This window comes from Mesorhizobium sp. 1M-11, assembly GCF_001303895.1.
In the GTDB taxonomy this organism is placed as follows: Bacteria; Pseudomonadota; Alphaproteobacteria; order Rhizobiales; family Rhizobiaceae; genus Mesorhizobium.
Map to the genome: position 1 here is coordinate 439,558 of NZ_LJSD01000011.1, position 24,293 is coordinate 463,850.

General features: G+C 61.6%; 24 protein-coding genes. 10 read left to right on the forward strand and 14 right to left on the reverse strand.

What is annotated here, in order from left to right; all coding sequences use genetic code 11:
- Nucleotides 1-127 precede the first annotated feature (127 nt).
- From dnaN to AO692_RS05930, 4 genes are read left to right on the forward strand one after another with little or no spacing between them, the layout of a single operon-like run.
- A complete protein-coding gene (gene dnaN / locus AO692_RS05915) occupies nt 128-1,246 on the forward strand; it encodes a DNA polymerase III subunit beta (RefSeq protein ID WP_054309095.1) in 1,119 nt (372 codons plus the stop codon).
- Nucleotides 1,247-1,268: 22 nt separating this feature from the next.
- The gene (gene recF / locus AO692_RS05920; RefSeq protein WP_054309096.1) at nt 1,269-2,444 is read left to right on the forward strand and encodes a DNA replication/repair protein RecF; all 1,176 of its coding nucleotides are present in this window, start codon (nt 1,269-1,271) and stop codon (nt 2,442-2,444) included.
- A gap of 31 nt (nt 2,445-2,475) precedes the next feature.
- A complete protein-coding gene (locus tag AO692_RS05925) occupies nt 2,476-3,234 on the forward strand; it encodes a molybdopterin-synthase adenylyltransferase MoeB (protein WP_054309097.1) in 759 nt (252 codons plus the stop codon).
- The gene (locus AO692_RS05930; protein WP_054309098.1) at nt 3,231-3,713 is read left to right on the forward strand and encodes a GNAT family N-acetyltransferase; all 483 of its coding nucleotides are present in this window, start codon (nt 3,231-3,233) and stop codon (nt 3,711-3,713) included. Before AO692_RS05925 ends, AO692_RS05930 begins: the two co-directional genes overlap by 4 nt.
- Nucleotides 3,714-3,784: 71 nt before the next feature.
- Here the strand turns inward: AO692_RS05930 and AO692_RS05935 are convergent, their stop codons facing one another.
- Complete coding sequence (locus tag AO692_RS05935; protein ID WP_054309099.1) at nt 3,785-4,786, reverse strand: D-glycerate dehydrogenase; 1,002 nt, start codon at nt 4,784-4,786, stop codon at nt 3,785-3,787.
- A 162-nt stretch (nt 4,787-4,948) separates the two neighbouring features.
- Between AO692_RS05935 and AO692_RS05940 the strand changes: the two genes are divergently transcribed.
- Entirely contained in the window at nt 4,949-5,506 is a 558-nt protein-coding gene (locus AO692_RS05940; RefSeq protein ID WP_054309100.1) for an SH3 domain-containing protein, read from the forward strand.
- A gap of 77 nt (nt 5,507-5,583) precedes the next feature.
- Here the strand turns inward: AO692_RS05940 and irrA are convergent, their stop codons facing one another.
- Nucleotides 5,584-5,985, reverse strand: coding sequence for an iron response transcriptional regulator IrrA (gene irrA / locus AO692_RS05945; protein ID WP_054309462.1), 402 nt, complete (start codon nt 5,983-5,985; stop codon nt 5,584-5,586).
- A gap of 278 nt (nt 5,986-6,263) precedes the next feature.
- Between irrA and fabA the strand changes: the two genes are divergently transcribed.
- The 4 genes from fabA (at nt 6,264) to AO692_RS05965 (ending at nt 10,627) form a co-directional block, all read left to right on the forward strand.
- Nucleotides 6,264-6,779, forward strand: a complete 516-nt coding sequence (gene fabA / locus AO692_RS05950; RefSeq protein WP_054309101.1) for a 3-hydroxyacyl-[acyl-carrier-protein] dehydratase FabA — start codon at nt 6,264-6,266, stop codon at nt 6,777-6,779.
- 34 nt (nt 6,780-6,813) lie between these two features.
- Nucleotides 6,814-8,037, forward strand: coding sequence for a beta-ketoacyl-ACP synthase I (fabB, locus tag AO692_RS05955; protein ID WP_054309102.1), 1,224 nt, complete (start codon nt 6,814-6,816; stop codon nt 8,035-8,037).
- A gap of 11 nt (nt 8,038-8,048) precedes the next feature.
- Nucleotides 8,049-8,861, forward strand: a complete 813-nt coding sequence (gene fabI / locus AO692_RS05960) for an enoyl-ACP reductase FabI (protein WP_054309103.1) — start codon at nt 8,049-8,051, stop codon at nt 8,859-8,861.
- Between the two features lie 206 nt (nt 8,862-9,067).
- A complete protein-coding gene (locus AO692_RS05965; protein ID WP_054309104.1) occupies nt 9,068-10,627 on the forward strand; it encodes a bifunctional diguanylate cyclase/phosphodiesterase in 1,560 nt (519 codons plus the stop codon).
- 38 nt (nt 10,628-10,665) lie between these two features.
- Here the strand turns inward: AO692_RS05965 and AO692_RS05970 are convergent, their stop codons facing one another.
- The 12 genes from AO692_RS05970 to rimP form a co-directional block, all read right to left on the reverse strand.
- Nucleotides 10,666-11,682, reverse strand: coding sequence for a class I SAM-dependent methyltransferase (locus AO692_RS05970; RefSeq protein WP_054309105.1), 1,017 nt, complete (start codon nt 11,680-11,682; stop codon nt 10,666-10,668).
- On the reverse strand, nt 11,679-12,152 hold the full coding sequence (locus tag AO692_RS05975) for a hypothetical protein (protein ID WP_054309106.1): 474 nt from the start codon (nt 12,150-12,152) through the stop codon (nt 11,679-11,681). Before AO692_RS05975 ends, AO692_RS05970 begins: the two co-directional genes overlap by 4 nt.
- A 2-nt stretch (nt 12,153-12,154) precedes the next feature.
- Nucleotides 12,155-12,397, reverse strand: coding sequence for a hypothetical protein (locus AO692_RS05980; RefSeq protein WP_054309107.1), 243 nt, complete (start codon nt 12,395-12,397; stop codon nt 12,155-12,157).
- 108 nt (nt 12,398-12,505) lie between these two features.
- Complete coding sequence (gene pnp / locus AO692_RS05985; protein WP_054309108.1) at nt 12,506-14,653, reverse strand: polyribonucleotide nucleotidyltransferase; 2,148 nt, start codon at nt 14,651-14,653, stop codon at nt 12,506-12,508.
- 266 nt (nt 14,654-14,919) lie between these two features.
- Nucleotides 14,920-15,189, reverse strand: coding sequence for a 30S ribosomal protein S15 (gene rpsO, locus AO692_RS05990; RefSeq protein WP_054309109.1), 270 nt, complete (start codon nt 15,187-15,189; stop codon nt 14,920-14,922).
- 184 nt (nt 15,190-15,373) lie between these two features.
- A complete protein-coding gene (gene corA, locus AO692_RS05995) occupies nt 15,374-16,468 on the reverse strand; it encodes a magnesium/cobalt transporter CorA (RefSeq protein WP_054309110.1) in 1,095 nt (364 codons plus the stop codon).
- Nucleotides 16,469-16,615: 147 nt separating this feature from the next.
- Nucleotides 16,616-17,572, reverse strand: coding sequence for a tRNA pseudouridine(55) synthase TruB (gene truB, locus AO692_RS06000; RefSeq protein ID WP_054309111.1), 957 nt, complete (start codon nt 17,570-17,572; stop codon nt 16,616-16,618).
- Nucleotides 17,572-17,994 carry a 30S ribosome-binding factor RbfA gene (gene rbfA, locus AO692_RS06005; RefSeq protein ID WP_054309112.1) on the reverse strand — a complete coding sequence of 141 codons (423 nt, stop codon included), beginning with the start codon at nt 17,992-17,994 and terminating at the stop codon, nt 17,572-17,574. Before rbfA ends, truB begins: the two co-directional genes overlap by 1 nt.
- A 232-nt stretch (nt 17,995-18,226) precedes the next feature.
- Entirely contained in the window at nt 18,227-20,842 is a 2,616-nt protein-coding gene (gene infB / locus AO692_RS06010) for a translation initiation factor IF-2 (RefSeq protein WP_054309113.1), read from the reverse strand.
- The gene (locus tag AO692_RS06015) at nt 20,839-21,489 is read right to left on the reverse strand and encodes an RNA-binding protein (RefSeq protein WP_054309114.1); all 651 of its coding nucleotides are present in this window, start codon (nt 21,487-21,489) and stop codon (nt 20,839-20,841) included. The genes infB and AO692_RS06015 overlap by 4 nt, the downstream gene beginning before the upstream one ends.
- Nucleotides 21,490-21,521: 32 nt before the next feature.
- Nucleotides 21,522-23,114, reverse strand: a complete 1,593-nt coding sequence (gene nusA, locus AO692_RS06020) for a transcription termination factor NusA (protein ID WP_054309115.1) — start codon at nt 23,112-23,114, stop codon at nt 21,522-21,524.
- Nucleotides 23,115-23,158: 44 nt separating this feature from the next.
- On the reverse strand, nt 23,159-23,776 hold the full coding sequence (gene rimP, locus AO692_RS06025) for a ribosome maturation factor RimP (RefSeq protein WP_054309116.1): 618 nt from the start codon (nt 23,774-23,776) through the stop codon (nt 23,159-23,161).
- A gap of 309 nt (nt 23,777-24,085) precedes the next feature.
- On the opposite strand from rimP, the gene AO692_RS33370 reads away from it, so the two are divergent.
- Nucleotides 24,086-24,244, forward strand: a complete 159-nt coding sequence (locus tag AO692_RS33370; protein WP_162839656.1) for a hypothetical protein — start codon at nt 24,086-24,088, stop codon at nt 24,242-24,244.
- Nucleotides 24,245-24,293: the final 49 nt, after the last annotated feature.

Here is a 24,293-nt window from a genome sequence, read left to right on the forward strand (position 1 = left end):
CCGGTTCCGCGGACTTGCGCTCAAGGGGTTTTTCCTGTCAGCTTGGCCAGAATCTGAATGTGTTCAGACCTTTCGCGGGCGCCGCGTCGCGGAACCTCGAAAGTCTTTCAAGCGAGCCTTCATCGTCATGCGTGTTATCCTCGAACGGTCCAATCTCCTGAAATCCCTCAACCACGTTCATCGCGTGGTCGAGCGCCGCAACACCATCCCGATCCTGTCCAACGTGCTGTTGATGGCAGAGGGCGGCAGCCTGGAAATGAAGGCGACCGATCTTGATCTGGAGGTGACCGAAGCGGCATCCGCCAAGGTGGAACAGTCAGGCGCCACTACCGTGCCGGCGCATCTGCTCTACGACATCGTTCGCAAGCTTCCTGACGGCGCCGAAGTGATGCTGAAGACGGATGAGGACGGCAACGCCATGACCGTCATCTCCGGCCGTTCTTCCTTCCGGCTGCAGTGCCTGCCGCAGGCCGACTTCCCGGAACTGTCGGCCGGATCCTTCTCGCACATCTTCCGGCTGGATTCGACCGCACTCAAGCGCCTGATCGACAAGACCCAGTTCGCGATCTCGACTGAAGAGACCCGCTACTATCTGAACGGTATCTTCCTGCACACACACGAGGTGGGTGGCAAGTTAAAGCTGCGTTCGGTGGCGACCGACGGTCATCGTCTTGCGCGTGCAGAGATGGATGCGCCCGCGGGTTCGGAAGGCATGCCAGGTATCATCATCCCGAGAAAAACCGTCAGCGAATTGCAGAAGCTGGTCGACGATCCGGATGTGGCGGTAACGACCGAGCTTTCCGACACCAAGATACGTCTCACCATCGGTAGCGTGGTCCTCACCTCCAAGCTGATCGACGGTACCTTCCCCGACTATCAGCGCGTCATTCCGACCGGCAACGACAAGAAGCTCGTCATCGACCGGCAGAGTTTCGCAGCCGCCGTCGACCGTGTTTCCACCATCTCGTCCGAGCGCGGACGCGCGGTAAAACTCACGATCTCGGACGGCCAGGTGACGCTGGCGGTCAACAATCCCGATTCCGGCAGTGCCACTGAAGAACTGGCAGCGGACTACACTGCCGATCCAATCGAGATCGGCTTCAACGCGCGCTATCTGCTCGATGTTGCAGCACAACTCAGCGGCGGCGAAGCCAAGTTCATGCTGGCGGATGCCGGTTCTCCAACCCTGATCCACGACACCAGCGACGAGAACGCGCTCTACGTGCTGATGCCGATGCGCGTGTAGCCGCGCGCATTGCCTTGATCACATGACAAGCGAAGAGAGCCGGGAAGGCGCAAGCCGCGCACAGACCCATCTCACCCGGCTTGTGCTCACCAATTTCCGCAACTACGCAGCGCTGTCGCTCGAGCTGAAGCCGGGCGCGGTCGTCTTCACAGGCGACAATGGCGCCGGCAAGACCAACCTGCTCGAGGCTATTTCCTTTCTCACACCGGGACGCGGCCTACGCCGCGCCCCCTATGGTGATGTTGCCCGCGAAGGAGGCGATGGCGGCTTCGCGCTGCATGTGCGCCTCGATGGCCCCTCTGGCGAGGCTGAAATCGGTACCGGCATCGCGGGCGGCAACACGCCCGGCGAAGGTGGGCGGCGCGTACGTATCAATGGCGCCACGGCCCGTTCCGTCGAAGATATGCTGGAATGGCTGCGTGTCGTCTGGCTGACACCGGCCATGGATGCGCTGTTCACGGGCGCCGCCGGTGACCGCCGCCGCTTCCTCGATCGGCTGGTGCTGGCGATCGACGGCAGCCACGGCCAGCGCGCGCTGGACTATGAAAAGGCCATGCGCGGCCGCAATCGTCTGCTCGCCGAAGGCACGCGCGACAGCGCATGGTTCGAAGCCATCGAGACGCAGATGGCTGAAACCGGCGTGGCCATCGCGGCCGCCCGCAGCGAAATGGCGCGGCTTCTGTCGGCGATGATCGAGAAACTGCCCAATGACGGGCCGTTCCCGCAGGCCGACATCGCACTGGCCGGAGAGCTGGAAGCCGAAATCGGCACCATGCCAGCGGTGGAGCTCGAGGAAAAGTTCCGCCGTGCCTTGGCCAACGGTCGCGACCGCGACCGCGCCGCCGGCCGTACGCTGGACGGACCGCATCGGTCGGATCTGCTGGTACGGCATCGCCCGAAAGCCATGCCGGCCGAGCTCTGCTCAACCGGGGAGCAAAAGGCATTGCTGGTTGGACTGGTGCTCTCGCATGCACGCCTTACCAGCGAAATGTCCGGCCTCACGCCGATTCTGCTGCTCGACGAAATCGCAGCACATCTCGATGCCGGCCGACGCGCGGCGCTGTTTTCCATCCTGGAAGACTTGAATTGCCAGACCTTCATGACCGGCACTGACGCCACCTTGTTTTCCAGTCTGAGCGGTCGCGCGCAGTTTCTCAGTGTCGATCATGGCGCTGTTGTGCCAACCGCCGGTGCCTGACAACTGCCAAGCAGGACGGTATGATCCGCGCATGAGCACCCCTGCCCTCTCCGACGAAGAACTCGAACGCTATGCGCGCCATGTCGTTTTGCCGGAAATCGGTGGACCGGGCCAGCAGAAGCTGAAGCGCGCTCGAGTGCTCGTCCTCGGCGCTGGCGGGCTCGGCGCACCGGTGCTTGAATATCTGGCGGCGGCTGGTGTCGGTACATTAGGCATCGTGGACGATGATGTCGTTTCGCTGTCCAACCTGCAGCGCCAGGTCATCCATGACACGGGCACCGTTGGAACTTCGAAAGGCAAGAGTGCCAGAGCCGCGATTGTTCGGATCAATCCGCATGTGGCCGTGGAGTTGCACGATCTGCGCCTGACCGCCGAGAACGCGGCTGATATCGTGCGTGGCTACGATGTGGTGGTGGATGGTTCCGACAATTTCGAAACCCGTTATGCGCTCGCTGACGCCTGCGCAGCCGAGAAGAAGCCGCTGGTGCATGCCGCGGTCGGTCGCTTCGACGGTTCCGTCACCGTGCTGAAACCGTTCGAGACCGGACCGGACGGACGTCCGAACCCAACTTATCGTGACCTCTTCCCGGAAGCGCCGCCACCCGGCCTTGTGCCTTCCTGCGCGGTTGCCGGTGTGCTCGGAGCACTGACCGGTGTCATCGGCACCTTGCAGGCGATGGAGACGATCAAGCTGATCGCAGGCATTGGTGAGCCGCTGGTCGGACGCCTGCTGCTTTACGATGGCCTGGCAGCGCGCTTCGATATCATTCGCTACCGGAGCCAGGGATGAGCGCCGATATTACAGTGACCAGCCTGCCTGCCGATTTCGAACGCTGGGACGAACTGCTCACCTTGATCATGCGCGCCTTCGCCTACATGGATGGCGTGATCGACCCGCCCTCCTCGGCGCACCGGCTGACGGTGGATGGTTTGCGTGAGAAGGCAGGCAAGGAAACCGGCTTCCTGGCCATGCAGGACGGCAAGATCGTCGGCTGCATTTTCGCTGCCGAACACGCGCAGCACTTCTATGTCGGCAAGCTGGCGGTCGAGCCGGGTCTTCAAGGTAGAAAAATCGGGCGCGAATTGATGAGCGCCGCCGAGACCCTTGCCTGCGCAGCCGGCAAGCCTGTGCTCGAATTGCAGGCGCGCGTGGAACTGACCGGCAATCAGACGGCTTTCAGCCGCCTGGGTTTTGTCGAAACGGAACGCACGGCCCATCCCGGCTACGACCGGCCGACATCGGTGACCATGCGCAAGGCGCTGTCATAGGCCTGTCGACGCAAGGGCGGTCGCCTCGGTCCGCGATGCCGGATGGAGTGAGTGCCAGCCTGGTGCGACGGTCAGGCGCGGGATGGCAGCACGCGATCCGGCGGCCGGTGTCCGTCGAAGAAGGTGCGGATATTGATGATGACCTTCTCGCCCATGTCGATGCGACCTTCCAGGGTCGCCGAGCCCATATGCGGCAACAGCACGACCTTGTGCTTGGCGGCGAGCCTCAGCAGCTTGGTATTCAGGGCCGGCTCGTTCTCGTAGACGTCGAGACCCGCGCCGGCGATCTTGCCTTCCTGCAGCAACTTGATCAGCGCATCCTCGTCGATGATGTCGCCGCGCGCCGTATTGACGATGTAGGCAGTGGGCTGCAGCAGCGCGAGCCGTCGAGCGGAAAGGAGATGGAAGGTGGCCGGCGTGGACGGGCAATTGACGGAAATGATGTCCATTCGAGCCAGCATCTGGTCGAGGCTTTCCCAATAGGTGGCCTCGAGTTCGTCCTCGACGCTTTGCAAGACACGGTGGCGATTGTGGTAGTGGATGGAGAGGCCGAAAGCCTTGGCACGGCGGGCAACCGCGGTGCCGATGCGGCCCATGCCGACGATGCCCAGCCGTTTGCCCCAGATACGCCGGCCAAGCATCCAGGTAGGTGACCAGCCGGTCCATTTCTTGTCGCCGGTCAACACGTTGGAACCCTCGGCCAGCCGCCGCGGTACGGCAAGCATCAGTGCCACGGTCATGTCGGCGGTGTCTTCGGTCAGCACATTCGGCGTGTTGGTGACGGCGATGCCCTTTTTCGAGGCGGCGGCGACGTCGATGTGATCGACACCGTTGGAAAGGCTGGCGATCAGCTTGAAATTCGGGCCGGCCTGCTCGATCAATTCGGCGTCGATTCGGTCGGTGATGGTGGGAACGAGCACATCGGCCTCGCGCAGCGCAGCGCCAAGCTCCTCGCGCGACATCGGCTTGTCTTCGACGTTCAGGCGGGCGTCAAACAGTTCGCGCATCCGCGTCTCGACGGGGTCCGGCAATTTGCGCGTGATCACAACGAGAGGCTTCTTTTTGCCGGCCATCGTTTCCTCGTTTCCGGGATGCTGTTGAGACCTCTTTAACCAAGACCGGCGAAACTGCAAACTGGTCTCGGTAGCCATGCCTCATGTAACAAGCAGCGCCGCCGAAGACAAAGAAAAAGGGCGCGCACAGGATTGCCGACGGCGCCGGAAAAAGGAACGAACGTGTCTGGTTTCGCGTCGCTACGTCTGATTCTCTCCGCGACAATGCTTGGCCTGCTCACACTCACTCCGGTCGCGACCGCGCAAAATGCCGCAGCGCCGGCCCAGACGGTGACGCTTGGGCCCAGTGGCCTGCCGCTGCCGCGCTTCGTCAGCCTGAAATCGGCGCGGGTGAATTCACGCGTCGGTCCGGGCGTCAACTATTCCGTCGACTGGATGTACACCAGGGCCGGGCTGCCGATGGAGATCGTGCAGGAATACGATACCTGGCGGCGCGTGCGCGACGCTGACGGTTCCGAAGGCTGGGTAAGCCAGGCGCTGCTTTCGGGCAAGCGCACCGCGATCATCGCACCATGGCAGCGCGGCAAGGATGTACGCATCAATCTCGTGAAGAGCGCAGCCAAGGACGCCAGCGTGGTCGCGGTGATCGAGCCCGGAGCCATCGGGTCGATCAAGTCCTGTGACGGCCAATGGTGCGAGATGAGCCTGAGCGGCCACACCGGCTGGATCAACCAGTCGCTGGTGTGGGGTGCGTATCCCGGTGAAAAGATCAACGAATAGTCGCCAAGTCAGATGCACGATGCGACACCGCGCAGCTTGAACTGCGCGCGATCGTTTAAACTCGCATCGGGTTCAGACTAGTCGCGCTTGGGGCGCAGCCGCACCACCACATCGACATTCGCGATTTCCATGCCTTCCGGCGGTTCCGGAAGATTGCCGACCGTCACTGGCCCGCTTTCGATATCAAAGACGCGGTTCTCGCCTTCGACAAAGAAGTGATGGTGGTCGGAGGTGTTGGTGTCGAAATAAGTGCGCGAGCCCTCGACGGCGAGGATGCGCAAAAGACCGGCTTCCGTGAACTGGTGCAGCGCATTGTAGACGGTAGCCAGAGAAACCGGCACGCCCGCAGCCAGCGCTTCCTCATGCAGTTCTTCGGCTGAAAGGTGGCGGTCGCCCTTGGCAAACAGCAGGTCGGCCAACGCAATGCGCTGACGAGTCGGCCTCAGGCCGGCTTCGCGTACCCGCTTGTCCACAGTCATGCCGTCTTTCCGATCGTCCAAACCGACCAACTCACCATCATGTTCCGCCCGCCACTGCCCGCCGACAGCGGCAAAAATCAGGCGGAAATCCACGTCCCTTATTATGCCAGATATATTCTGTAGGCCAAATCCGATCAATAGCGCGCATTGACCCCGGGGAATGGGCAGGCTAGAGCCAGCGCGATATCTCCGGCGTCGGTTTCCGGCGTGAAGCGGACTGTGTTACTAGAAATGGGCATGGGCATCACATCGCCTGGCCAACGACTGGGAAGGACTACATGGCGGATCGGAAATCGAGTTACGACTACGACGATCTGCTGGCTTGCGCCAAGGGCGAATTGTTTGGCCCCGGCAATGCCCAGCTTCCCTACCCGCCAATGCTGATGTTCGACCGCATTACCGAGATCAGCGAGACCGGCGGCGCTTTCGACAAGGGTTTCGTCCGCGCCGAATTCGCCATCCACCGCGATCTCTGGTTCTTTCCCTGCCATTTCATCGACAATCCCGTGATGCCTGGTTGCCTGGGTCTCGATGCGCTCTGGCAGCTCACCGGCTTCTTCCTCGGCTGGCTCGGCGAACCGGGCAAAGGCATGGCGTTGTCGACAGGTGAAGTGAAGTTCAAGGGCATGGTCACGCCTTCGGTCAAGAAGGTGGAGTACGGCGTCGATTTCAAACGCGTCATGCGTGGCCGACTGGTGCTCGGCATCGCCGACGGCTGGTTGAAGGCCGACGGCGAACCCATATACGCGGCCACGGACCTGCGGGTGGGCCTGGCAAAACAGTCAGCTGCCTGACACCTGCACTCAACGGATAAACGAGGAGCGCAACATGAGACGGGTCGTAGTCACAGGCCTCGGCATCGTATCGTCCATCGGCAACAATGCCGAGGAGGTCAGCGCCTCTCTCCACGATGCCAAATCCGGCATCAGTTTCTCCAACGATTTCGCCGAACACGGCTTCAAGTGCCAGGTCTGGGGCGCACCGAACCTGGACACGTCCGAACTTGTCGACCGCCGTGCCGCGCGTTTCCTGTCGCAAGGCGGCATGTGGAACCATGTCGCGATGAAGCAGGCGATCGCCGACAGCGGGCTCGAAGAAAACGAGATTTCGGGTAATGAGCGCATCGGCATCATCATGGGCTCCGGTGGCCCCTCGACGCGCACCATCGTCGAGGCTTCGGAGATCACGCTGAAGAACAGCAGCCCCAAGCGCATCGGGCCGTTCGCCGTGCCGAAGGCAATGTCGTCCACGGCTTCGGCAACGCTGGCCACCTGGTTCAAGATCCACGGCGTCAACTATTCGATCTCGTCTGCCTGTTCGACCTCGGCGCACTGCATCGGCAATGCCGCCGAGATGATCCAGTGGGGCAAGCAGGACATCATGTTCGCCGGCGGCCACGAAGACCTCGACTGGACGATGTCCAACCTCTTCGACGCCATGGGCGCGATGTCGTCCAAGTTCAACGATCGCGCCGCGACCGCTTCGCGTGCCTATGACGTCAACCGCGACGGCTTCGTCATCGCGGGCGGCGCCGGCGTTCTGGTGCTGGAAGAGCTTGAACGCGCCAAGGCGCGCGGTGCCAAGATCTATGCTGAACTGACCGGTTATGGCGCCACGTCCGATGGCTATGACATGGTCGCTCCTTCCGGCGAAGGCGCTATCCGCTGCATGCGCCAGGCGCTGGCGACGGTGAAAGAACCGATCGACTACATCAACACGCATGGCACCTCGACGCCTATCGGCGACTCGAAGGAGATCGGCGCGATCCGCGAAGTTTTCGGCGACAAATTGCCGAACATTACCTCCACCAAGTCGTTGACCGGCCATTCGCTGGGTGCGGCCGGAGTGCAGGAATCGATTTATTCGATCCTGATGATGCAAGGCGGTTTCATCGGCGAAAGCGCGCATATCGAGGAACTCGACCCCGAATTCGATGGCGTGCCGATCGTACGCAAGCGTATCGACAACGCCAAGATCGACACGGTTCTGTCCAATTCCTTCGGCTTCGGCGGCACCAACGCCACGCTCGTCTTCCAGCGCCATTCCGCATAGGGATTTTTCACATGGACGGTTTGATGAAGGGCAAGCGCGGCCTGATCATGGGCGTTGCCAATGATCATTCCATCGCCTGGGGCATCGCTCAGAAACTGGCTGAACAGGGCGCCGAACTGGCTTTTACCTATCAGGGCGAAGCCTTTGGCCGCCGTGTTAAACCGCTGGCCGAAAAGATCGGCGCCTCGCTGGTGGTGCCTTGCGATGTCGAGGACAGCGCATCGGTCGCCGCCACCTTCGATACGCTGAAAAGCGAGTGGGGCAAGCTCGATTTCATCGTCCACGCCATCGGCTTCTCAGACAAGAACGAGTTGAAGGGCCTCTATGCCGATACCACGCGCGACAACTTCGTGCGCACCATGGTGATCTCCTGCTACTCCTTCACGGAAGTCGCCCGCCACGCCGCGGCGCTGATGCAGGACGGCGGATCGATGGTCACCCTCACCTATGCCGGCTCCGTGCGGGTGATGCCCAACTACAACGTCATGGGGGTTGCCAAGGCGGGTCTCGAGGCCAGCGTGCGCTATCTCGCCAACGACTATGGCCCGCGCGGCATCCGCGTGAACGGGCTCTCGGCCGGCCCGGTGCGCACCCTTGCAGGCGCCGGCATTTCGGATGCGCGCTACATGTATTCCTATCAACAGCGCAACGCGCCGTTGCGGCGCACCGTCGGCATCGACGAAATCGGCAACTCGGCGCTCTACCTGCTTTCCGATCTCTCGTCGGGCGTGACCGGCGAAATCCACTATGTCGATTCCGGCTATCATGTGGTCTCGATGCCGACGCTCGACGAGCTGAAGCGGCAGGATGGCGGCAAGGAATGAAGCCGCAAGGCTCACGCTAGCCCCGTCGACTAACCTCACCAAAGTATAAAGAGCCTGTCGTTCACCGCGAAGGGTGGGCTCTTGCCTTTTGGCTAACTTTCATGAAACGTTAGTCAACTTTTGTCGCCGGTAAAATGCGACGGATCGCAGGAAACTTATTTTAAGGGGATGGCGGTTAGAACATCCTGCAGATTGGGAACCTGCGCATGCCCTCTGACAAGAACCCTGGCCGAACGCCACTTTTCCGGCTGATCACCATCGCCAGCGCCGGCATGGGCAGCTTCATCCTTGGCTTGTGGGGTCTCAAGGTCGGTCTCGGCGACAGCTTGACGGAACTTCCGCTCAACACGCTTGTTGCCATCGTTGCCGGGCTTTGCGCCCTGGCGGCCGCGTGCGCGGCGATGTCCTTTTTCGCCGGCGTCGACGAATCAGCTGACTATGTTTTCTCCGAAACCAATTTCGACAAGCTGACGGAGACGCTGGCCAAGCACGCGATGGTGGGAAAAATTGCAGAAGCTGCTTCCTCCACGCTCAAGACCGGCGAGCCTGTCTATCTGTTCGACATCGACATCAATCGCTTCAGCCAGATAAACGACGCCATCGGCTACGCGCAGGTTGACGATCTCCTGCGTCTGTTTGCCAAGCGCCTGAAAGCGCTTCTGCCGCGCGAAGCCGTGATCGGCCGTGTCGGACCCGGCGAATTCGCCGTTCTCTACCCGGATAAGCGTCTGCTGGGTTCGATGGAGGCACTGGTCGAGAAGCTGATCGATGACCTGATCGCTCCCTATCAGTTGAAAACGCATCAGCAGTCGGTCAGCCTTTCAGTCGGTGTCGTCGCCATGCCAAAGGACGGTATCGATCCCGTGCTGGTACTGCGCCGCGCCAATCTCGCCCTGCAAAACGCCCGGGCGACCAACGCAGCCGGCACCTGGTCGATTTTCCAGCCGGAAATGGGCAAGGTCGCGGATCATCGGCAGTGGGTGGAGTCAGAATTGCATACGGCGTTCGAGCGCGGCGATTTCGACCTGCATTATCAGCCGCAGCTCGATCTCGCCGCCGGCAAGATTGTCGGCTATGAAGCGCTGATCCGGTGGAATCATCCGGAACGCGGCTCTATCCCACCGATGGAATTCATTCCACTGGCGGAAGAAACCGGCATGATTGGCCCGATCGGTCAATGGGTACTGCGCAAGGCATGCAGTGACGCCCGTCATTTGCCGGAGGACTGTTTCGTTGCCGTCAACATCTCGCCGGTACAGTTCATGACCAGGGATTTCCTGGCCATGGTGCGCGACACCATCGTCAGCACCGGTATCAAGCCGTCGCGGCTGGAGCTGGAAGTGACCGAAACGGCGATGATGCAGGACAAGGAACGCGCCGCCGCCATTCTGAAAGAGCTGTCGGACATGGGCATTTCGGTGGCCGTCGACGATTTCGGCACCGGCTATTCCAACCTCAGCTACCTGATCGACTTCTCGTTCCACAAGCTGAAGATCGACCGCTCCTTCGTCAGCCGCATCGATACCGATTCCGGCTCCGGCGCGGTTGTCTCGACCATTGTCGGTCTGTCGCGGGCACTCGGCGTTTCGACGATCGCCGAGGGCGTGGAGACCGAAAGCCAGGCGACGATGTTGAAAGCTGCGGGCTGCGAGGTGGTTCAGGGCTACCTCTTCGGTAAGCCGGCGCCTCTGCGGGTCATTGGCGGACAGGCGCAGAGCGTCGGCCAGTTCGCCCAGAATCAACGCGGCGTGGCGAACCTGCATTAACAGGCAGACATCGCCCTATCTCTCATCGTATCATCCGGTCAGCGGCGCGCCAGCAGCACCTTGAAAGCGTCGTTGCGGACGATTTCCGTGTGACTTGAGAAGGCCTCGGCGAGGACGCGTTCGTAAGGCAATTGCCGGTTCGCCACGATGAACAGACGCCCACCGGGCTTCAGCGCCTTCGCCGCCGCGCGGATTATTGCGGCCCCGAGTTCCGGTTCGGCCGCACGGCCACGGTGAAAGGGCGGGTTCATGACGATGACGTCATAACGCGCATCGACGGGTTCGCCGGCAAGATCATGCCAGAACCGCCTCACCGGCAGGTCCGGCATCAGCCGGGCGAGCGTGCGACCTGCCGCCTGGAGCGCAGCGTGGTCGGCTTCGTAAAGATCGAGACCGGTCAGACCAGCCGTCCGCTCGGCAAGTGCAACGGACAGATAGCCCCAACCGGCACAGAAATCGGCGGCATGACCCTTGATATCGGCAGGGAGGTGCTCGGCAAGAAAGCGCGATCCTGCGTCGACACGGTCGAAGGAGAACATGCCGGGTGCGGTCTCGTAGCGATCCTCGACCAGAACCGAAGGATTGGCGGCGCGCAATTTGGCCGCGATATCGCTGTCGGGCCGGGCAAACCAGAAAACCTGACCATGATGCTTTGAAAGATGACCTTCCATGGCAACGAGTTCACCTGTCCGCTTGCGCAGACTGGCAATGCCATCCTCCTTACCGCCGGCAACGACGATCACGCCACCTTCGCAGGTGCGTTCGATGGCCTCCGCAATGTGTAGCTCGTTCAGGCCTCGATGCTTGCCTGCGAGAACAAAAGCAAGATCGTAGTTCTCGCCCTCGACCTGCGGCGAGACTGTATGGCCGGATGTTTGCAACAACCGGAAGTCGGGACGAAAACCTTGGACAAGATGCAGGTCAGCGCCAAAGTCGGTGGGCAGTCGCAAGCCCGGCTCGGCACCGAGAAACAATGCGCGCTTGCCCGGCCCTGGCAAGGGCAGCGCATCGGCTTCGAAGGGATGGAACAGTGTTTTCAGCGTATCGGCGCTCATGAGGGTCGATTGTCGCATTTCAGTTGGGAATGTGCGTCGATGCGCAGATAATCGGCAATCAGAACGGACCATTCGTCGATGTTGGCGGCGAAGGCCTGCTGCGTCATGGAGGCGACCATATCCTGCCCTTTCGTGGTCAGCGGGACGTAGCCATAGGAAACCACTGCCTTGGTGTCGCTTCCTTCTGCGTGGCAGGTCACCTCGACAAAGGCGACCCGTAGCGCCGGCGTCGTCCTGAGGTAGCGGACATGGTGTCGATCGGGCTGCCAGTCCAGGCAGGTCCAGATCGTGACCTCTTCACCGTTACCCGTGCGGAAGATCATATCCTTGGTCGTTTCACCCGTTTCGGGAAAAACATAGTCGGGCGACCAGCCAGGCACCCACGCCTCCTCGCCCTTGGGCGTGAACAGAAGGAATGCCTCCTCGACGGGCAAAGCCACGCGGATCTCGTGCGTAAAATCCCGACGCATGGTCAGCCCTCCCGATCGGGATGCAGATGACTGTCGGCACTGGTCAGCCGACAGTCATAGACATCCTTCAGCTTGACGATCGTCGCCAACGTCTCGTCGGAAAAGGCGGATTTGCCCTCGAAGGCGTGCAGCACGACGCCTTCGAGAAGATCGCCGAGGCTGATGCCCTTTTCGGCTGCGAGGCCTTTCAACACCTTGAGGAGCGGCGTGGCCAGGCGCACGCCCGTCTGCGTTCTTTCGATCATACTGGATTGTTACCAAGTTACCTTGGTAACATCAACAGGCGGACCACAATAAATGAAGAAGGGCGCGGCATTGGCCGCGCCCTTCTTCATTCTACGTGATCGGTGCGATCAGGCGGCGGTTTCTTCACCTTCCGCCTTCTTCTCGCGGGCGATTTCCTTGCCGGTCTCCTGGTCGACGACCTTCATGGAAAGGCGAACCTTGCCACGCTCGTCGAAGCCCATCAGCTTGACCCAGACCTTGTCGCCTTCCTTGACCACGTCGGTGGTCTTGGCAACGCGCTGGTCGGACAGCTGCGAGATGTGGACGAGGCCGTCACGCGGACCGAAGAAATTCACGAAGGCGCCGAAGTCGGCGGTCTTGACGACCGTACCCTCGTAGATCTCGCCGACTTCCGGCTCGGCCACGATGGTGTGGATCCACTTCTTCGCAGCCTCGATCTCCTTGGCATTCGACGAAGCGATCTTCACCGTGCCGTCGTCCTCGATGTTGATCTTGGCGCCGGTCTTCTCGACGATCTCGCGGATCACCTTGCCACCCGAGCCGATGACATCCCGGATCTTGTCGGTCGGGATATGCATGACCTCGATGCGCGGAGCGAATTCGCCGAGTTCCTTGCGGCCCTCGGAGATGGCCTTGGCCATTTCGCCGAGGATGTGCAGGCGGCCGTCCTTGGCCTGGCCCAGCGCCACCTTCATGATCTCCTCGGTGATGCCATCGATCTTGATGTCCATCTGCAGCGAGGTGATGCCGTTGGCGGTGCCGGCCACCTTGAAGTCCATGTCGCCGAGGTGATCCTCGTCACCCAGGATGTCGGAAAGAACGGCGAAACGCTCGTCTTCCTTGATGAGGCCCATGGCGATACCGGCAACCGGCTTGGCCAGCGGCACGCCGGCATCCATGAGCGCCAGCGAGGTGCCGCAGACGGTAGCCATCGAGGACGAGCCGTTGGACTCGGTGATCTCGGAGACGACACGCAGCGTATACGGGAACTGCTCGGCCGAAGGCAGCATCGGATGAATGGCGCGCCAGGCGAGCTTGCCGTGACCGATTTCGCGGCGGCCGGGCGAACCCATGCGGCCGGTCTCGCCGACCGAATAGGGCGGGAAGTTGTAGTGAAGGAGGAAGGTCTCCTTGTACATGCCGGTCAGCGAGTCGACATACTGCTCGTCTTCGCCGGTGCCCAGCGTGGCAACCACGATCGCCTGGGTCTCGCCGCGGGTGAACAATGCCGAGCCGTGGGTGCGCGGCAGGATGCCGACTTCCGAAACGATCGAACGGACGGTCTTGAGGTCACGGCCGTCGATGCGCGAGCCGGTGTCGAGGATGTTCCAGCGCACGATCTTGGCCTGGAGTTCCTTGAACACGGTCGCGACCTGCTCGGACGAATACTTCGCTTCCTCGCCTTCGGCCGGGGTGAAAGCAGCCTTGACCTTGGCTTTGGCGGCATCAACGGCGGCGTAGCGGGCCTGCTTGTCGGTGATCTTGTAAGCGGCGCGCAGGTCGGCTTCGGCAACACCGAGCATTTCCTTTTCCAGATCGCCGAAGGACGGCGGCGTGAAATCGCGCGGGTCCTTTGCGGCAACCTCGGCCAGCTTGATGATGGCTTCGATCACCGGCTGGAAAGCCTTGTGGCCGAACATGACAGCGCCGAGCATCAGCTCTTCGCCCAGTTCCTTGGCTTCCGACTCGACCATCAGCACCGCGTCGCCCGTACCGGCGACCACGAGGTCGAGTTTGGATTCCTGCATCTCGTCGATGTGCGGGTTCAGCACATACTCGCCATTGATGTAGCCGACTCGGGCGCCACCGATCGGACCCATGAAGGGCACGCCGGAAAGGGTCAGCGCCGCGGAGGTGGCAACGATCGACAGGATGTCCGGATCGTTCTCGAGATCATGCTGGACAACGGTGACAACGATCTGGGTATCGTTCTTGTAGCCATCTGCGAACAGCGGACGGATCGGGCGGTCGATCAGGCGGGAAACCAGCGTTTCCTTCTCGCTCGGGCGGCCTTCACGCTTGAAGTAGCCACCCGGGATCTTGCCGGCCGCGTAGGTCTTTTCCTGGTAGTTGACGGTCAGCGGAAAGAAGTCGAAGCCGGGCTTGGGCTCCTTGGCCGAAACGACGGTGGCCAGAACCACGGTCTCGCCATAGGTCGCCAGCACAGCGCCGTCAGCCTGGCGCGCGATCTTGCCGGTCTCGAGAATGAGCGGACGGCCGCCCCATTCGATTTCGACTTTGTGTTGATTGAACATATCTTGTCCTTCATATGCGGAAGGGGCCGCGCCATCCAATCATGCGCGACGCCCCCTTCCTGGCTCCTTTGTCGGGCAGCCACGGGCAAGACAACGGGAGGCTTGAAAGAGGTCGGGTCGGCGCCCGTGCCAAGCATCCTGCAATCCTGCCCCATGACCGTCCACGGGCGGTTTCATGCGGCCCTCTGCCAACAGAAACCGGGTCGGGCTATCGAGCCCGAATGCGCGACCGGCGAGTTCTCGATGAGAACCCGCCGGCCAATTCGTCAGCGACGCAGTTCGAGCTTCTCGATCAGCGTCTGGTAGCGCGCCTCATCCTTGCGCTTGAGATAGTCAAGCAGGCTGCGACGCTGGGAAACGAGTGCGAGCAGGCCACGACGGGAATGGTTGTCCTTCTTGTGGTCCTTGAAGTGCTCGGTGAGATTCTTGATACGCTCGGAAAGAATAGCAACCTGCACTTCCGGCGAACCGGTGTCGCCCGTGACGGTGGCGAATTGAACCAGCAGTTCCTTCTTGCGTTCAGCAGTAATCGACATCGTATTTTTCCTTTCTCAATGGAGGAAACGAGGCGCCCACAGCCGGGATGTCGTCCAGCAAGGGTCAGTGATCATCACGCAATCCGGCGCGATGTTGCGGCGCGTATAGTGCAAAAGAACGCAAAAAGCCAGCGCATATTCACATGGCTGGCCTGAGCGACGCGCGTGCCAGGACTTTGCGCTCCTAAAGCCACTTCTTCCATTTGAAGAATATGACCAACCCCACCGCTACCAGCGCCATGAAAACGAGAGCTGCCGGATAGCCGTAATAGCCGCGCAGTTCTGGCATGTTCCACGGCGACGTCGCGGGATCGAAATTCATGCCCCATACGCCAACCAGGAAAGTGAGCGGAATGAAGATCGCCGAGACGATGGTGAGCAGGCTGATCACCTCATTGGTCCGGGCCTGGCTGAGCGAGAGGTGCATCTCTATCAAGCCGGTCGTCATGTCGCGTTGTGTATCGGCCAGTTCCACCAGCCGATAGGCATGATCCAACGTGTCGTTCAGGAAAATCTTGGTTTCCGGCTTGATGTAGGCAGCGTCAGAACGAACCAACCCTGCCAGCGCGTCGCGCAACGACAGCATGGTCCGGTGCAATTGGCCGGCATGCCGTCGCTGTTCGTGCAAGACGAGAACCTGATGTTTATGCGGATGACGCAGCATCGAATCCTCGATCTCGTCGGTGCGGGCACTGGCGCTTTCGATCAAGGGGAAGAACGAGTCGACGATAGCGTCGATCAGCGCATAGGCGAGATAGTCGGCACCGCGCGAACGCAAACGGTTGGGCGTCGAAGCGACGATACGCTTGCGCACGGGATCGAACGGATCGCCCTCACGCTGCTGGAAGGTGATGACGAAACCCTTGCCGAAAAACAGGGAAATCTGCTCGTAGCGATAGGTGGCGGGATCGTCGATCATGTTGACAACGACGAAGGCGTGGTCGTCGAAGAACTCCGCCTTGGGTCTCTGGCCGGTGTTGACGACATCTTCCAGTGCCAGCGGATGCAAACCGAAGATCTTGCCGATCTGCTCGATCAGCTCGACATTGGCCAGGCCGACGCAATCCAGCCAGACGAGCGGCCATTTTTCGCAATGCGTGTGCAGGTCATCGATACTGGCATTATCGATCTTCTCGCAGCGGTCGCGGTCGATCAGCGTCAGATTGAGCTCGCTGCGCCGCGCCCTGGGGTCGGCAATCAACGTGCCCGGCGAAGCGCCGACGGGCGAACGCCTCGCCATTCTCGGCTCTCGCTTCTGAACCGTTTCCGCTTTTGCCATGCGAGCCTCGCGCGAATCTCTGCGCGGATATTAGAGCATTTCCGCTTTTCTCCGAATCGCGGAAACGCTCTAACTCTTTGTTTCTGCGCAATTCCGGACGCAAAACCGCTGCGCACTTTTGCTGAAACTGCTCCGGCGAACCAGGTCTCAGCCGGCAAAGACACGCTTGGGTTTGAACATGCCTTGTTCAATCGCGCCGATCGCGACCAACTTGCCGCGCGCTGTGGCGCAAGCCTCTTCCGCCTCGACCGGAGCATCGCGGCCGCGGATGATGACAGGATTGCCGAGCCTGATCTTGGACGCCGCGTCGTCGCTGATGACAACCTGCGGCAGACATTCCAAGGCTGCGACCGTATCAATCAGGAAGCCGTCCAGCGCGGCATGACGGTCGACACCGGAAAGTGGCGCCTCGTCATCCTCAGCCGCCGGCGGCAAGGCCGCTTCCAGTTCTGCGATGGTGACGAAATCCTCGGACGTGAACGGATCGACCTCGGTGCGGCGAAGGTCCGCGATGTGGCCAAAACAGCCGAGGTCACGTCCCATGTCACGCGCCAGCGAGCGCACATAGGTGCCTTTGCCGCATTCGACCTCGAAGATAGTCCGGTCAGCGCCATGTTCGACAATGTCGAGGCGGCCGATCTCGACCTCTCGCGCAGGTATTTCGACCGTCTCGCCCTCGCGGGCAAGATCGTAGGCGCGCTCGCCTGCGATCTTGATGGCTGAAAACTGCGGCGGCGTCTGCATGATGACACCGGTGTAGTTGGGCAGCAGCGCGCGGACATCCGCCTCGCTCGGACGCTTGTCCGACGTCTTCGTCACCCGACCTTCAAGGTCGTCGGTGGTACGCTCCTCGCCCCAGGCAACCGTGAAGCGGTAGATCTTGGCGCCATCCTGCACATAGGGCACGGTCTTGGTCGCATCGCCCAGTGCGATCGGCAGCATGCCGGACGCCAACGGGTCGAGCGTGCCGGCATGTCCCGCCTTCTCGGCCTGGAACAGCCATTTAACCTTCGACACCGCGTCGGTCGAACCCATGCCGACCGGTTTGTCCAGGATCAGCCAGCCGGAAACCGGACGGCCCTTCTTCTTGCCTCGACGCGCCATTACTCCTCGTTCCCCTCATCCTTGTCGCTCTCATGATGGCCGAGGTCGCGTGCCACTTCCGGCGAATGCAGCAACTCATTGATCTTCGAGAAATTGTCGTAGCTGGTGTCGAGCCGGAAACGGAATTCCGGCATGTATTTCATCTGCCGCAGCGCCGGCGACATGCGCCCGCGAATGAAGCGGGCATTGCGGTTCAGCGCCTCGACGACCGCCTTGTCGTCCTTGGCGCCGAGCGGCGCGACGAAGGCGGTGGCGATCTTCAAGTCGGGTGACATACGCACTTCCGATACCGAGATGACCGTCATCTCAATGAGGTCGTCACGCACTTCACCGCGCTGAAGGATATCGGAAAGAGCATGGCGCACCTGCTCGCCGACGCGAAGCATGCGCTGGGATGGGCCGCTGGATTGCTGTCTATTCATTTCAATCTCTCGGATGGGGAAGCTGACCGGACACGTGACCGCGATGGCGCATCGGCCATTTGTGGAGAAATCCAATCACATGAAGCCGTCCAGCCGATGGCCGGTTCTTAGGCAGGTCCCTGCGGGTAACCCCGAACATAAGCCAACCTAACCCGTTTGCGGAGTGGGACCGCAGCCACGGTTATCATCAAGGAGAGCGGCCGAAGCCGCCCTCCCGTTTTTGCCAGGTTCCTTAAAGCTTCCTGGTCACCATTTCGACGCGGAAGCATTCGATGATGTCGCCAGCCAGGATGTTCTCGTAGTTCTGGAAGGCCATTCCGCATTCCTGGCCGACCGGCACTTCCGGAACTTCGTCCTTGAACCGCTTCAGCGTCTTCAGCGTGCCTTCGTGGATGACCACGTTGTCGCGGATCAGGCGCACGCCCGCACCGCGTTCGACACGGCCTTCCGTAACGCGGCAACCGGCGACCTTGCCGACCTTGGTGATATGGAAGACCTCGAGGATCTCCGCATTGCCAAGGAAGGTTTCGCGACGTTCCGGCGAAAGCAGGCCCGACATCGCATCCTTAACGTCATCCACCAGGTTGTAGATGATGTTGTAGTAACGGATCTCGATACCCGCCTGCTCGGCGGCAGTCCTTGCCTGCGCGTTGGCGCGGACGTTGAAGCCGATGATCGCAGCGCCCGAGGTTTCGGCCAGTGTGACATCGCTTTCGGTGATGGCACCGGCGCCGGCGTGGACGATACGTGCCCTCACCTCGTCGGTCCCGAGCTTGTCCAGCGCGGCCACGATCGCTTCGATGGAACCCTGCACGTCGCCCTTGATGATGAGCGGGAATTCCTTCAACCCGCTCGCCTGCAGCTGCGACATCATCTGTTCCAGCGAGCCGCGCTGCGTAGCGTGCTTGGCGACCGCCTTGTCGCGGGCTAGACGCTGGCGGTACTCGGTGATCTCACGGGCACGCGCCTCATTGTTGACGACCGCGAAACGGTCGCCAGCCTGGGGCGTTCCCTGGAGGCCGAGGATCTCCACCGGCATGGCCGGCGGCGCTTCCTTCACGTGTTCGCCACGGTCGTTGACCAGCGCGCGCACACGGCCCCATTCGTTGCCGGCGACCAGGATTTCACCCGGCATCAGCGTGCCGGTCTGCACCAGCACGGTAGCGACCGGACCGCGGCCCTTGTCGAGGCGCGCTTCGATGACCACACCTTCCGCCGTGCGGTCCGGATTGGCCTTGAGGTCCAGGATTTCGGACTGCAGCAGAATGGCTTCCAGCAGCTTGTCGATGCCTGTGCCGGTCTTGGCCGACACTTCGACGTCGAGCACTTCACCGCCCATCGATTCGACGAACACTTCATGCTGCAAGAGCTGCGTACGCACCTTCTGCGCATCCGCGGCCGGCTTGTCGATCTTGTTGATGGCCACGATGATCGGAACCCCCGCGGCCTTGGCATGGCTGATCGATTCGATCGTCTGCGGCATCACGCTGTCATCGGCGGCAACCACCAGGATAGCGATGTCGGTGGCCTGTGCGCCGCGGGCACGCATCGCCGTGAAGGCGGCGTGACCGGGCGTGTCGATGAAGGTGATCTTCTGACCGTCCTTCTCGACCTGGTAGGCACCGATATGCTGGGTAATGCCGCCGGCTTCGCCGGACACCACATTGGCGTGGCGGATGGCATCGAGCAGCGAGGTCTTGCCGTGGTCGACGTGCCCCATGATGGTCACCACCGGTGGACGCGAGACGAGATCCTCGTCGCGGTCGGCGATGTTGAACAAGCCTTCCTCAATGTCCGACTCGGCAACACGCTTGACGGTGTGCCCGAATTCCGAAGCCACCAGTTCAGCCGTGTCAGCGTCGATGACGTCGCCCGGCTTCAGGATCTGGCCCTGCTTCATGAAATACTTGACCACATCCACGGCGCGCTCGGACATACGCTGCGCAAGTTCCTGGATCGTGATGGTTTCGGGCAGCGTCACTTCGCGTACGACCTTCTCGCGCGGCTCGTTGTGCATCGCGCGCTTGAACTTTTCCTGGCGACGGCGCATCGCCGACAGCGAACGCGCACGAGCATCACCATCCTCGGAAGACAGCGCCGTGTTGAGCGTCAGCTTGCCGCGCCGGCGATCTTCCTCGGCCTTGGTCGGCTTGGCCGGACGGGCGAGTTCCGGCGTCGCGAGACGACGCGGCGGCAAAGCCGAAGCAGCACCACCGCGACCGCGCGGCTTGGCCTCTTCTTCCTCGGCGGCCACCTGATCGGCGGTCTGCGGCGCACGGCGGCGCGCTTCTTCTTCCGCCCGGCGACGCGCTTCTGCCTCGGCCTTGATGCGTGCTTCTTCCTCGGCCTGGCGGCGCGCGGAATCCTCGCGCTCGCGCTTGCGGCGTTCCTCTTCGTCGGCACGGCGCTTGGCATCCTCGGCGGCGCGCTGACGATCTTCTATCTCGCGCGCCTGTGAGCCCTCGAGAGCCCGGCGTCGGGCTTCCATTTCACCGCGTGACAATTCGTTCAGCACCATGCCGCCACGATCCGGCTGAGGCGGCGGCGTCGGGCGACGCTGCTCCTGCACCACAGGAGCGGCCTGCTGTGGACGCGGTTGCGGCTGGACCGGAGGCTGCGGCTGAGGAGCGGCCGGCTTCGGTGCGAATACCGTCTGCGGGGCCGGAGCCGGCTGTTGCTCGCCAGGCTTCACGAACTTGCGCTTCGTCTCCACGACGACCTGCTTGGTGCGGCCATGCGAGAAGTTCTGGCGCACCGTGCTCTGCTCGATACCCGGGCGCTTCAGCGTCAATGTCTTCTTGGGCGTAACACTCAACGTCTTGTCGTCGCCCGAATTCGTATCACTCATTCGATATCCTCTGCGGCATCATCATCGCCGGCAACAGCCACAATCATTGCCAGATCGTCCGGGGAACCGCCCCGGTAACGGTCGAGCGCAACCATGCGCTTCACGGCCGCCTTACCCGCGTCGCTCGCGAGAACGGCAGCATGTATCACATTTGTCCCCCCCAATGCCAAACCCAAATCCGCTTCCGCGAAAAGTTTGTATGCGGGAATGGCGGGGCCACCGAGATGGGCGGTGGCGCGGCGTGCCTGGGTGATCTTGCGCACTCCGTCCTCGGAGGCTTCGAAAGCGTGCAGGACAAGCGCTGCCTTGCCGGAGCGCACGACACTATCGACCTTGGCAGCGCCCAGCGCAACCGCGCCTGCCTTGCGGGCAAGCCCAAGCGCGCCCAGGGCGGAGCGTACGAACAAGCCTTCGACCATTGCGCCGAGTTCCGGCGGAACGATGACCTGTTTCTTGAAGGCGCGGGCAAAATGCCCCTTGGCAGAGGCCTTGTCGACGGTAGCTCGGTCGGCGCTGACCCAGCAACCCCGACCCGGCAACGATCTCTTTAGATCGGGAACGACGGCCGAATCCGGACCGACGACGAAACGGATCAGTTCATCCGTTTCGGCGGTCTTCCTTGTGACGATGCAGGTGCGATCGTTCATCTCGGACAAGGGTTACTCCGGCCGGTCTCATCTCAAGCGCCGGTGGTTTCGGCTTCGGCAACCTCGACCTGGGCTTCCTCTTCGGAAATCCAACCAGCCTTGAGGCGCGCCGCCAGAACCATCTGCTCGGCTTCTGTCTTGGAAATACCGTGCGCGGCAAGCACGCCCGGGAAAACCTTGGTCTCGCCGTCCTTGCGCTCTTTCCAGCCGACGAGATCGTCTGCTGCGTAGCCGGCAAAGTCCTCGATGGTCTTCACACCGTCCTCGCCCAGCGTCACCATCATGGCGGTGGTCACGCCCGGGATTTCGCGCAATTCATCCTGCACGCCCAGCTTCTGGCGGGCGGCGTCGTGTTCGGCCTCGACCTTCTCCAGGTGTTCGCGGGCGCGATTCTGGATCTCGCTCGCGGTATCCTCGTCAAAACCGTCGATCGAGGAGATTTCATCGGGATCGACATAGGCTACTTCCTCAACCGAGGTGAAACCTTCCGAAGCCAGCACCTGGCCAACCATCTCGTCGACGTCGAGAGCTTCCATGAACAGGTTGGAGCGTTCGACGAATTCCTTCTGGCGACGTTCGCTTTCTTCCTGCTCGGTCAGGATGTCGATGTCCCAGCCCGTCAATTGCGAGGCAAGACGCACGTTCTGGCCGCGACGGCCGATGGCCAGCGACAACTGGTCGTCCGGCACCACCACCTCGATGCGCTCCGCATCCTCGTCCAACACCACCTTGGCGACTTCCGCCGGCTGCAAGGCGTTGACGATGAAGGACGCAGCCGAAGGCGACCACGGGATGATGTCGATCTTTTCGCCCTGCAGCTCGCCGACGACGGCCTGGACGCGTGAACCACGCATACCGACGCAGGCGCCGACCGGGTCGATCGAGGAATCGCGGCTGATGACCGCGATCTTGGCGCGCGAGCCCGGATCGCGGGCCACCGACTTGATCTCGATGATGCCGTCGTAGATTTCCGGCACTTCCATGGTGAAGAGCTTCGCCATGAACTGCGGATGCGTACGCGACAGGAAGATCTGCGGGCCGCGCTGCTCGCGACGCACGTCATAGACATAAGCGCGGACGCGGTCGCCATATTTGTAGTTTTCGCGCGGGATCAGCTCGTCGCGGCGAATGATCGCCTCGCCACGGCCGAGATCGACGATGACGTTGCCGTATTCGACGCGCTTGACCGTGCCGTTGACGATCTCGCCGATACGATCCTTGTATTCGTCGTACTGACGATCGCGCTCTGCTTCGCGCACCTTCTGCACGATGACCTGCTTGGCCGACTGTGCGGCGATGCGGCCAAAATCCATCGGCGGCAGCTGTTCGGCGATGAAGTCGCCAAGCTGCGCATCGGGGTTGCGCTCGCGGGCCGAGACCAGCGCAATCTGCGTGGCATAGTCCTCGACGTTCTCAACCACTTCCATCAGCCGCTGCAGCTTCATCTCACCGGTGTTCGGGTTGATGTCGGCGCGAATGTTGGTCTCCTGGCCATAACGCGAGCGCGCCGCCTTCTGGATCGCATCGGCCATGGCGGCAATCACGATCGACTTGTCGATCGACTTTTCGCGCGCGACCGCGTCTGCGATCTGCAGGAGTTCGAGCCTGTTGGCGCTTACAACCATCTTAGTCTCCCTGAACAGGGCCGCCCTAGCCGGCGGCCGCTCATTCACTTCTCAGCTTCTGTTTCTTCTGCGGCATCGACGTCGCCGCGGTGTTTCTTGGCTTCCTTGCGCGCCCGGTTGTCCCTCGACAGGGCTTCGCGGATCAAATCATCGGTCAGCACGAGATGAGCTTCGACAATCGCATCAAAAGGAATGCGCACCGTCGGCTCCTCGCCGTAGGCCGCCTTGTCACGCTCCAGCAGGATGCCGTCGGCATCGGCTTCCGCGATCTTGCCCTTGAAGCGCTTGCGGTCGGTGATGAGGACCGAAGTCTCCAGCTTGACCAGATGGCCGGTCCAGGTGACGAAATCCGACGTGCGGACCAGCGGCCGGTCGATCCCGGGCGAAGACACTTCCAGATGATACGCCTTCTCGATGGGATCGTCGACATCGAGCGCCGGCGAGATCGCACGGCTGACTTCTTCGCAATCCTCGACGGTCATGGTGCCGTCTTCGCGCTCGGCCATGATCTGCAGCGTCAGACCATGTTGACCCGACAGGCGTACACGCACGAGACGGAAGCCCATGCCACGCAGCACCGGCTCGACGATGATGGCGATGCGTGCATCGATACCGCTCTCGCGGATGATACGGTCGTCGCTATCGGCCTGGCTTGATGACATCCGGTGTCCGCTGCTCGAATCTCTTGGCGACGGCCGGTAACAAAAAAGAGCGGGACCGGGTGGACCCACTCTTCGTCATACCGACCAAGAATTTGATGCCGATATAACAATGGCGGCACCGAATTGCAAGGCTCCGTTGTGGGCTCAAGCCATCGAGCCGAATCCTGACGCAACTTGGCATCGACCGATTTCCACCCATGCGCGCACCGCATGGCAGACTTGCCGTGAAAGACCTGTTAGCCGCACCATCGGCCTCCTATATTTTGTGCAGCGCAGCAAAACGCTGTGCCAGAGAAATGGAGCAAACCCGTGCGCACCAGCAGAACCGCTTTTCGCAACCTGATCGACATCGTCGGCAGCGCGGTCAATGCGGCCGGCGCCGTGGAAGGCAACCGCGCCCCCAAGGGCCAAGACCTTCGCCGCCTCGGCATCGACCCGGTCGAGTTCGCCAAGATCCGTCGCATCTAGAGCATTTCCGTTTTCTCGGAAACGAGGAAACGCTCTAACTCTTTGTTTT

What these genes read in the sequence shown, in the direction of transcription:
- rpsO (WP_054309109.1), bottom strand. Translation starts at nt 15,189, where the DNA reads ATGTCGATTACTGCTGAACGCAAGAAGGAACTGCTGGTTCAATTCGCC.
- fabB (WP_054309102.1), top strand. Translation starts at nt 6,814, where the DNA reads ATGAGACGGGTCGTAGTCACAGGCCTCGGCATCGTATCGTCCATCGGC.
- dnaN (WP_054309095.1), top strand. Translation starts at nt 128, where the DNA reads ATGCGTGTTATCCTCGAACGGTCCAATCTCCTGAAATCCCTCAACCAC.
- AO692_RS05980 (WP_054309107.1), bottom strand. Translation starts at nt 12,397, where the DNA reads ATGATCGAAAGAACGCAGACGGGCGTGCGCCTGGCCACGCCGCTCCTC.
- corA (WP_054309110.1), bottom strand. Translation starts at nt 16,468, where the DNA reads ATGGCAAAAGCGGAAACGGTTCAGAAGCGAGAGCCGAGAATGGCGAGG.
- AO692_RS05965 (WP_054309104.1), top strand. Translation starts at nt 9,068, where the DNA reads ATGCCCTCTGACAAGAACCCTGGCCGAACGCCACTTTTCCGGCTGATC.
- AO692_RS06015 (WP_054309114.1), bottom strand. Translation starts at nt 21,489, where the DNA reads ATGAACGATCGCACCTGCATCGTCACAAGGAAGACCGCCGAAACGGAT.
- recF (WP_054309096.1), top strand. Translation starts at nt 1,269, where the DNA reads ATGACAAGCGAAGAGAGCCGGGAAGGCGCAAGCCGCGCACAGACCCAT.
- pnp (WP_054309108.1), bottom strand. Translation starts at nt 14,653, where the DNA reads ATGTTCAATCAACACAAAGTCGAAATCGAATGGGGCGGCCGTCCGCTC.
- rimP (WP_054309116.1), bottom strand. Translation starts at nt 23,776, where the DNA reads ATGTCATCAAGCCAGGCCGATAGCGACGACCGTATCATCCGCGAGAGC.
- AO692_RS05970 (WP_054309105.1), bottom strand. Translation starts at nt 11,682, where the DNA reads ATGAGCGCCGATACGCTGAAAACACTGTTCCATCCCTTCGAAGCCGAT.
- irrA (WP_054309462.1), bottom strand. Translation starts at nt 5,985, where the DNA reads ATGACTGTGGACAAGCGGGTACGCGAAGCCGGCCTGAGGCCGACTCGT.
- AO692_RS05975 (WP_054309106.1), bottom strand. Translation starts at nt 12,152, where the DNA reads ATGCGTCGGGATTTTACGCACGAGATCCGCGTGGCTTTGCCCGTCGAG.
- AO692_RS05925 (WP_054309097.1), top strand. Translation starts at nt 2,476, where the DNA reads ATGAGCACCCCTGCCCTCTCCGACGAAGAACTCGAACGCTATGCGCGC.
- rbfA (WP_054309112.1), bottom strand. Translation starts at nt 17,994, where the DNA reads ATGAATAGACAGCAATCCAGCGGCCCATCCCAGCGCATGCTTCGCGTC.
- AO692_RS05930 (WP_054309098.1), top strand. Translation starts at nt 3,231, where the DNA reads ATGAGCGCCGATATTACAGTGACCAGCCTGCCTGCCGATTTCGAACGC.
- AO692_RS05935 (WP_054309099.1), bottom strand. Translation starts at nt 4,786, where the DNA reads ATGGCCGGCAAAAAGAAGCCTCTCGTTGTGATCACGCGCAAATTGCCG.
- fabA (WP_054309101.1), top strand. Translation starts at nt 6,264, where the DNA reads ATGGCGGATCGGAAATCGAGTTACGACTACGACGATCTGCTGGCTTGC.
- truB (WP_054309111.1), bottom strand. Translation starts at nt 17,572, where the DNA reads ATGGCGCGTCGAGGCAAGAAGAAGGGCCGTCCGGTTTCCGGCTGGCTG.
- infB (WP_054309113.1), bottom strand. Translation starts at nt 20,842, where the DNA reads ATGAGTGATACGAATTCGGGCGACGACAAGACGTTGAGTGTTACGCCC.
- nusA (WP_054309115.1), bottom strand. Translation starts at nt 23,114, where the DNA reads ATGGTTGTAAGCGCCAACAGGCTCGAACTCCTGCAGATCGCAGACGCG.
- fabI (WP_054309103.1), top strand. Translation starts at nt 8,049, where the DNA reads ATGGACGGTTTGATGAAGGGCAAGCGCGGCCTGATCATGGGCGTTGCC.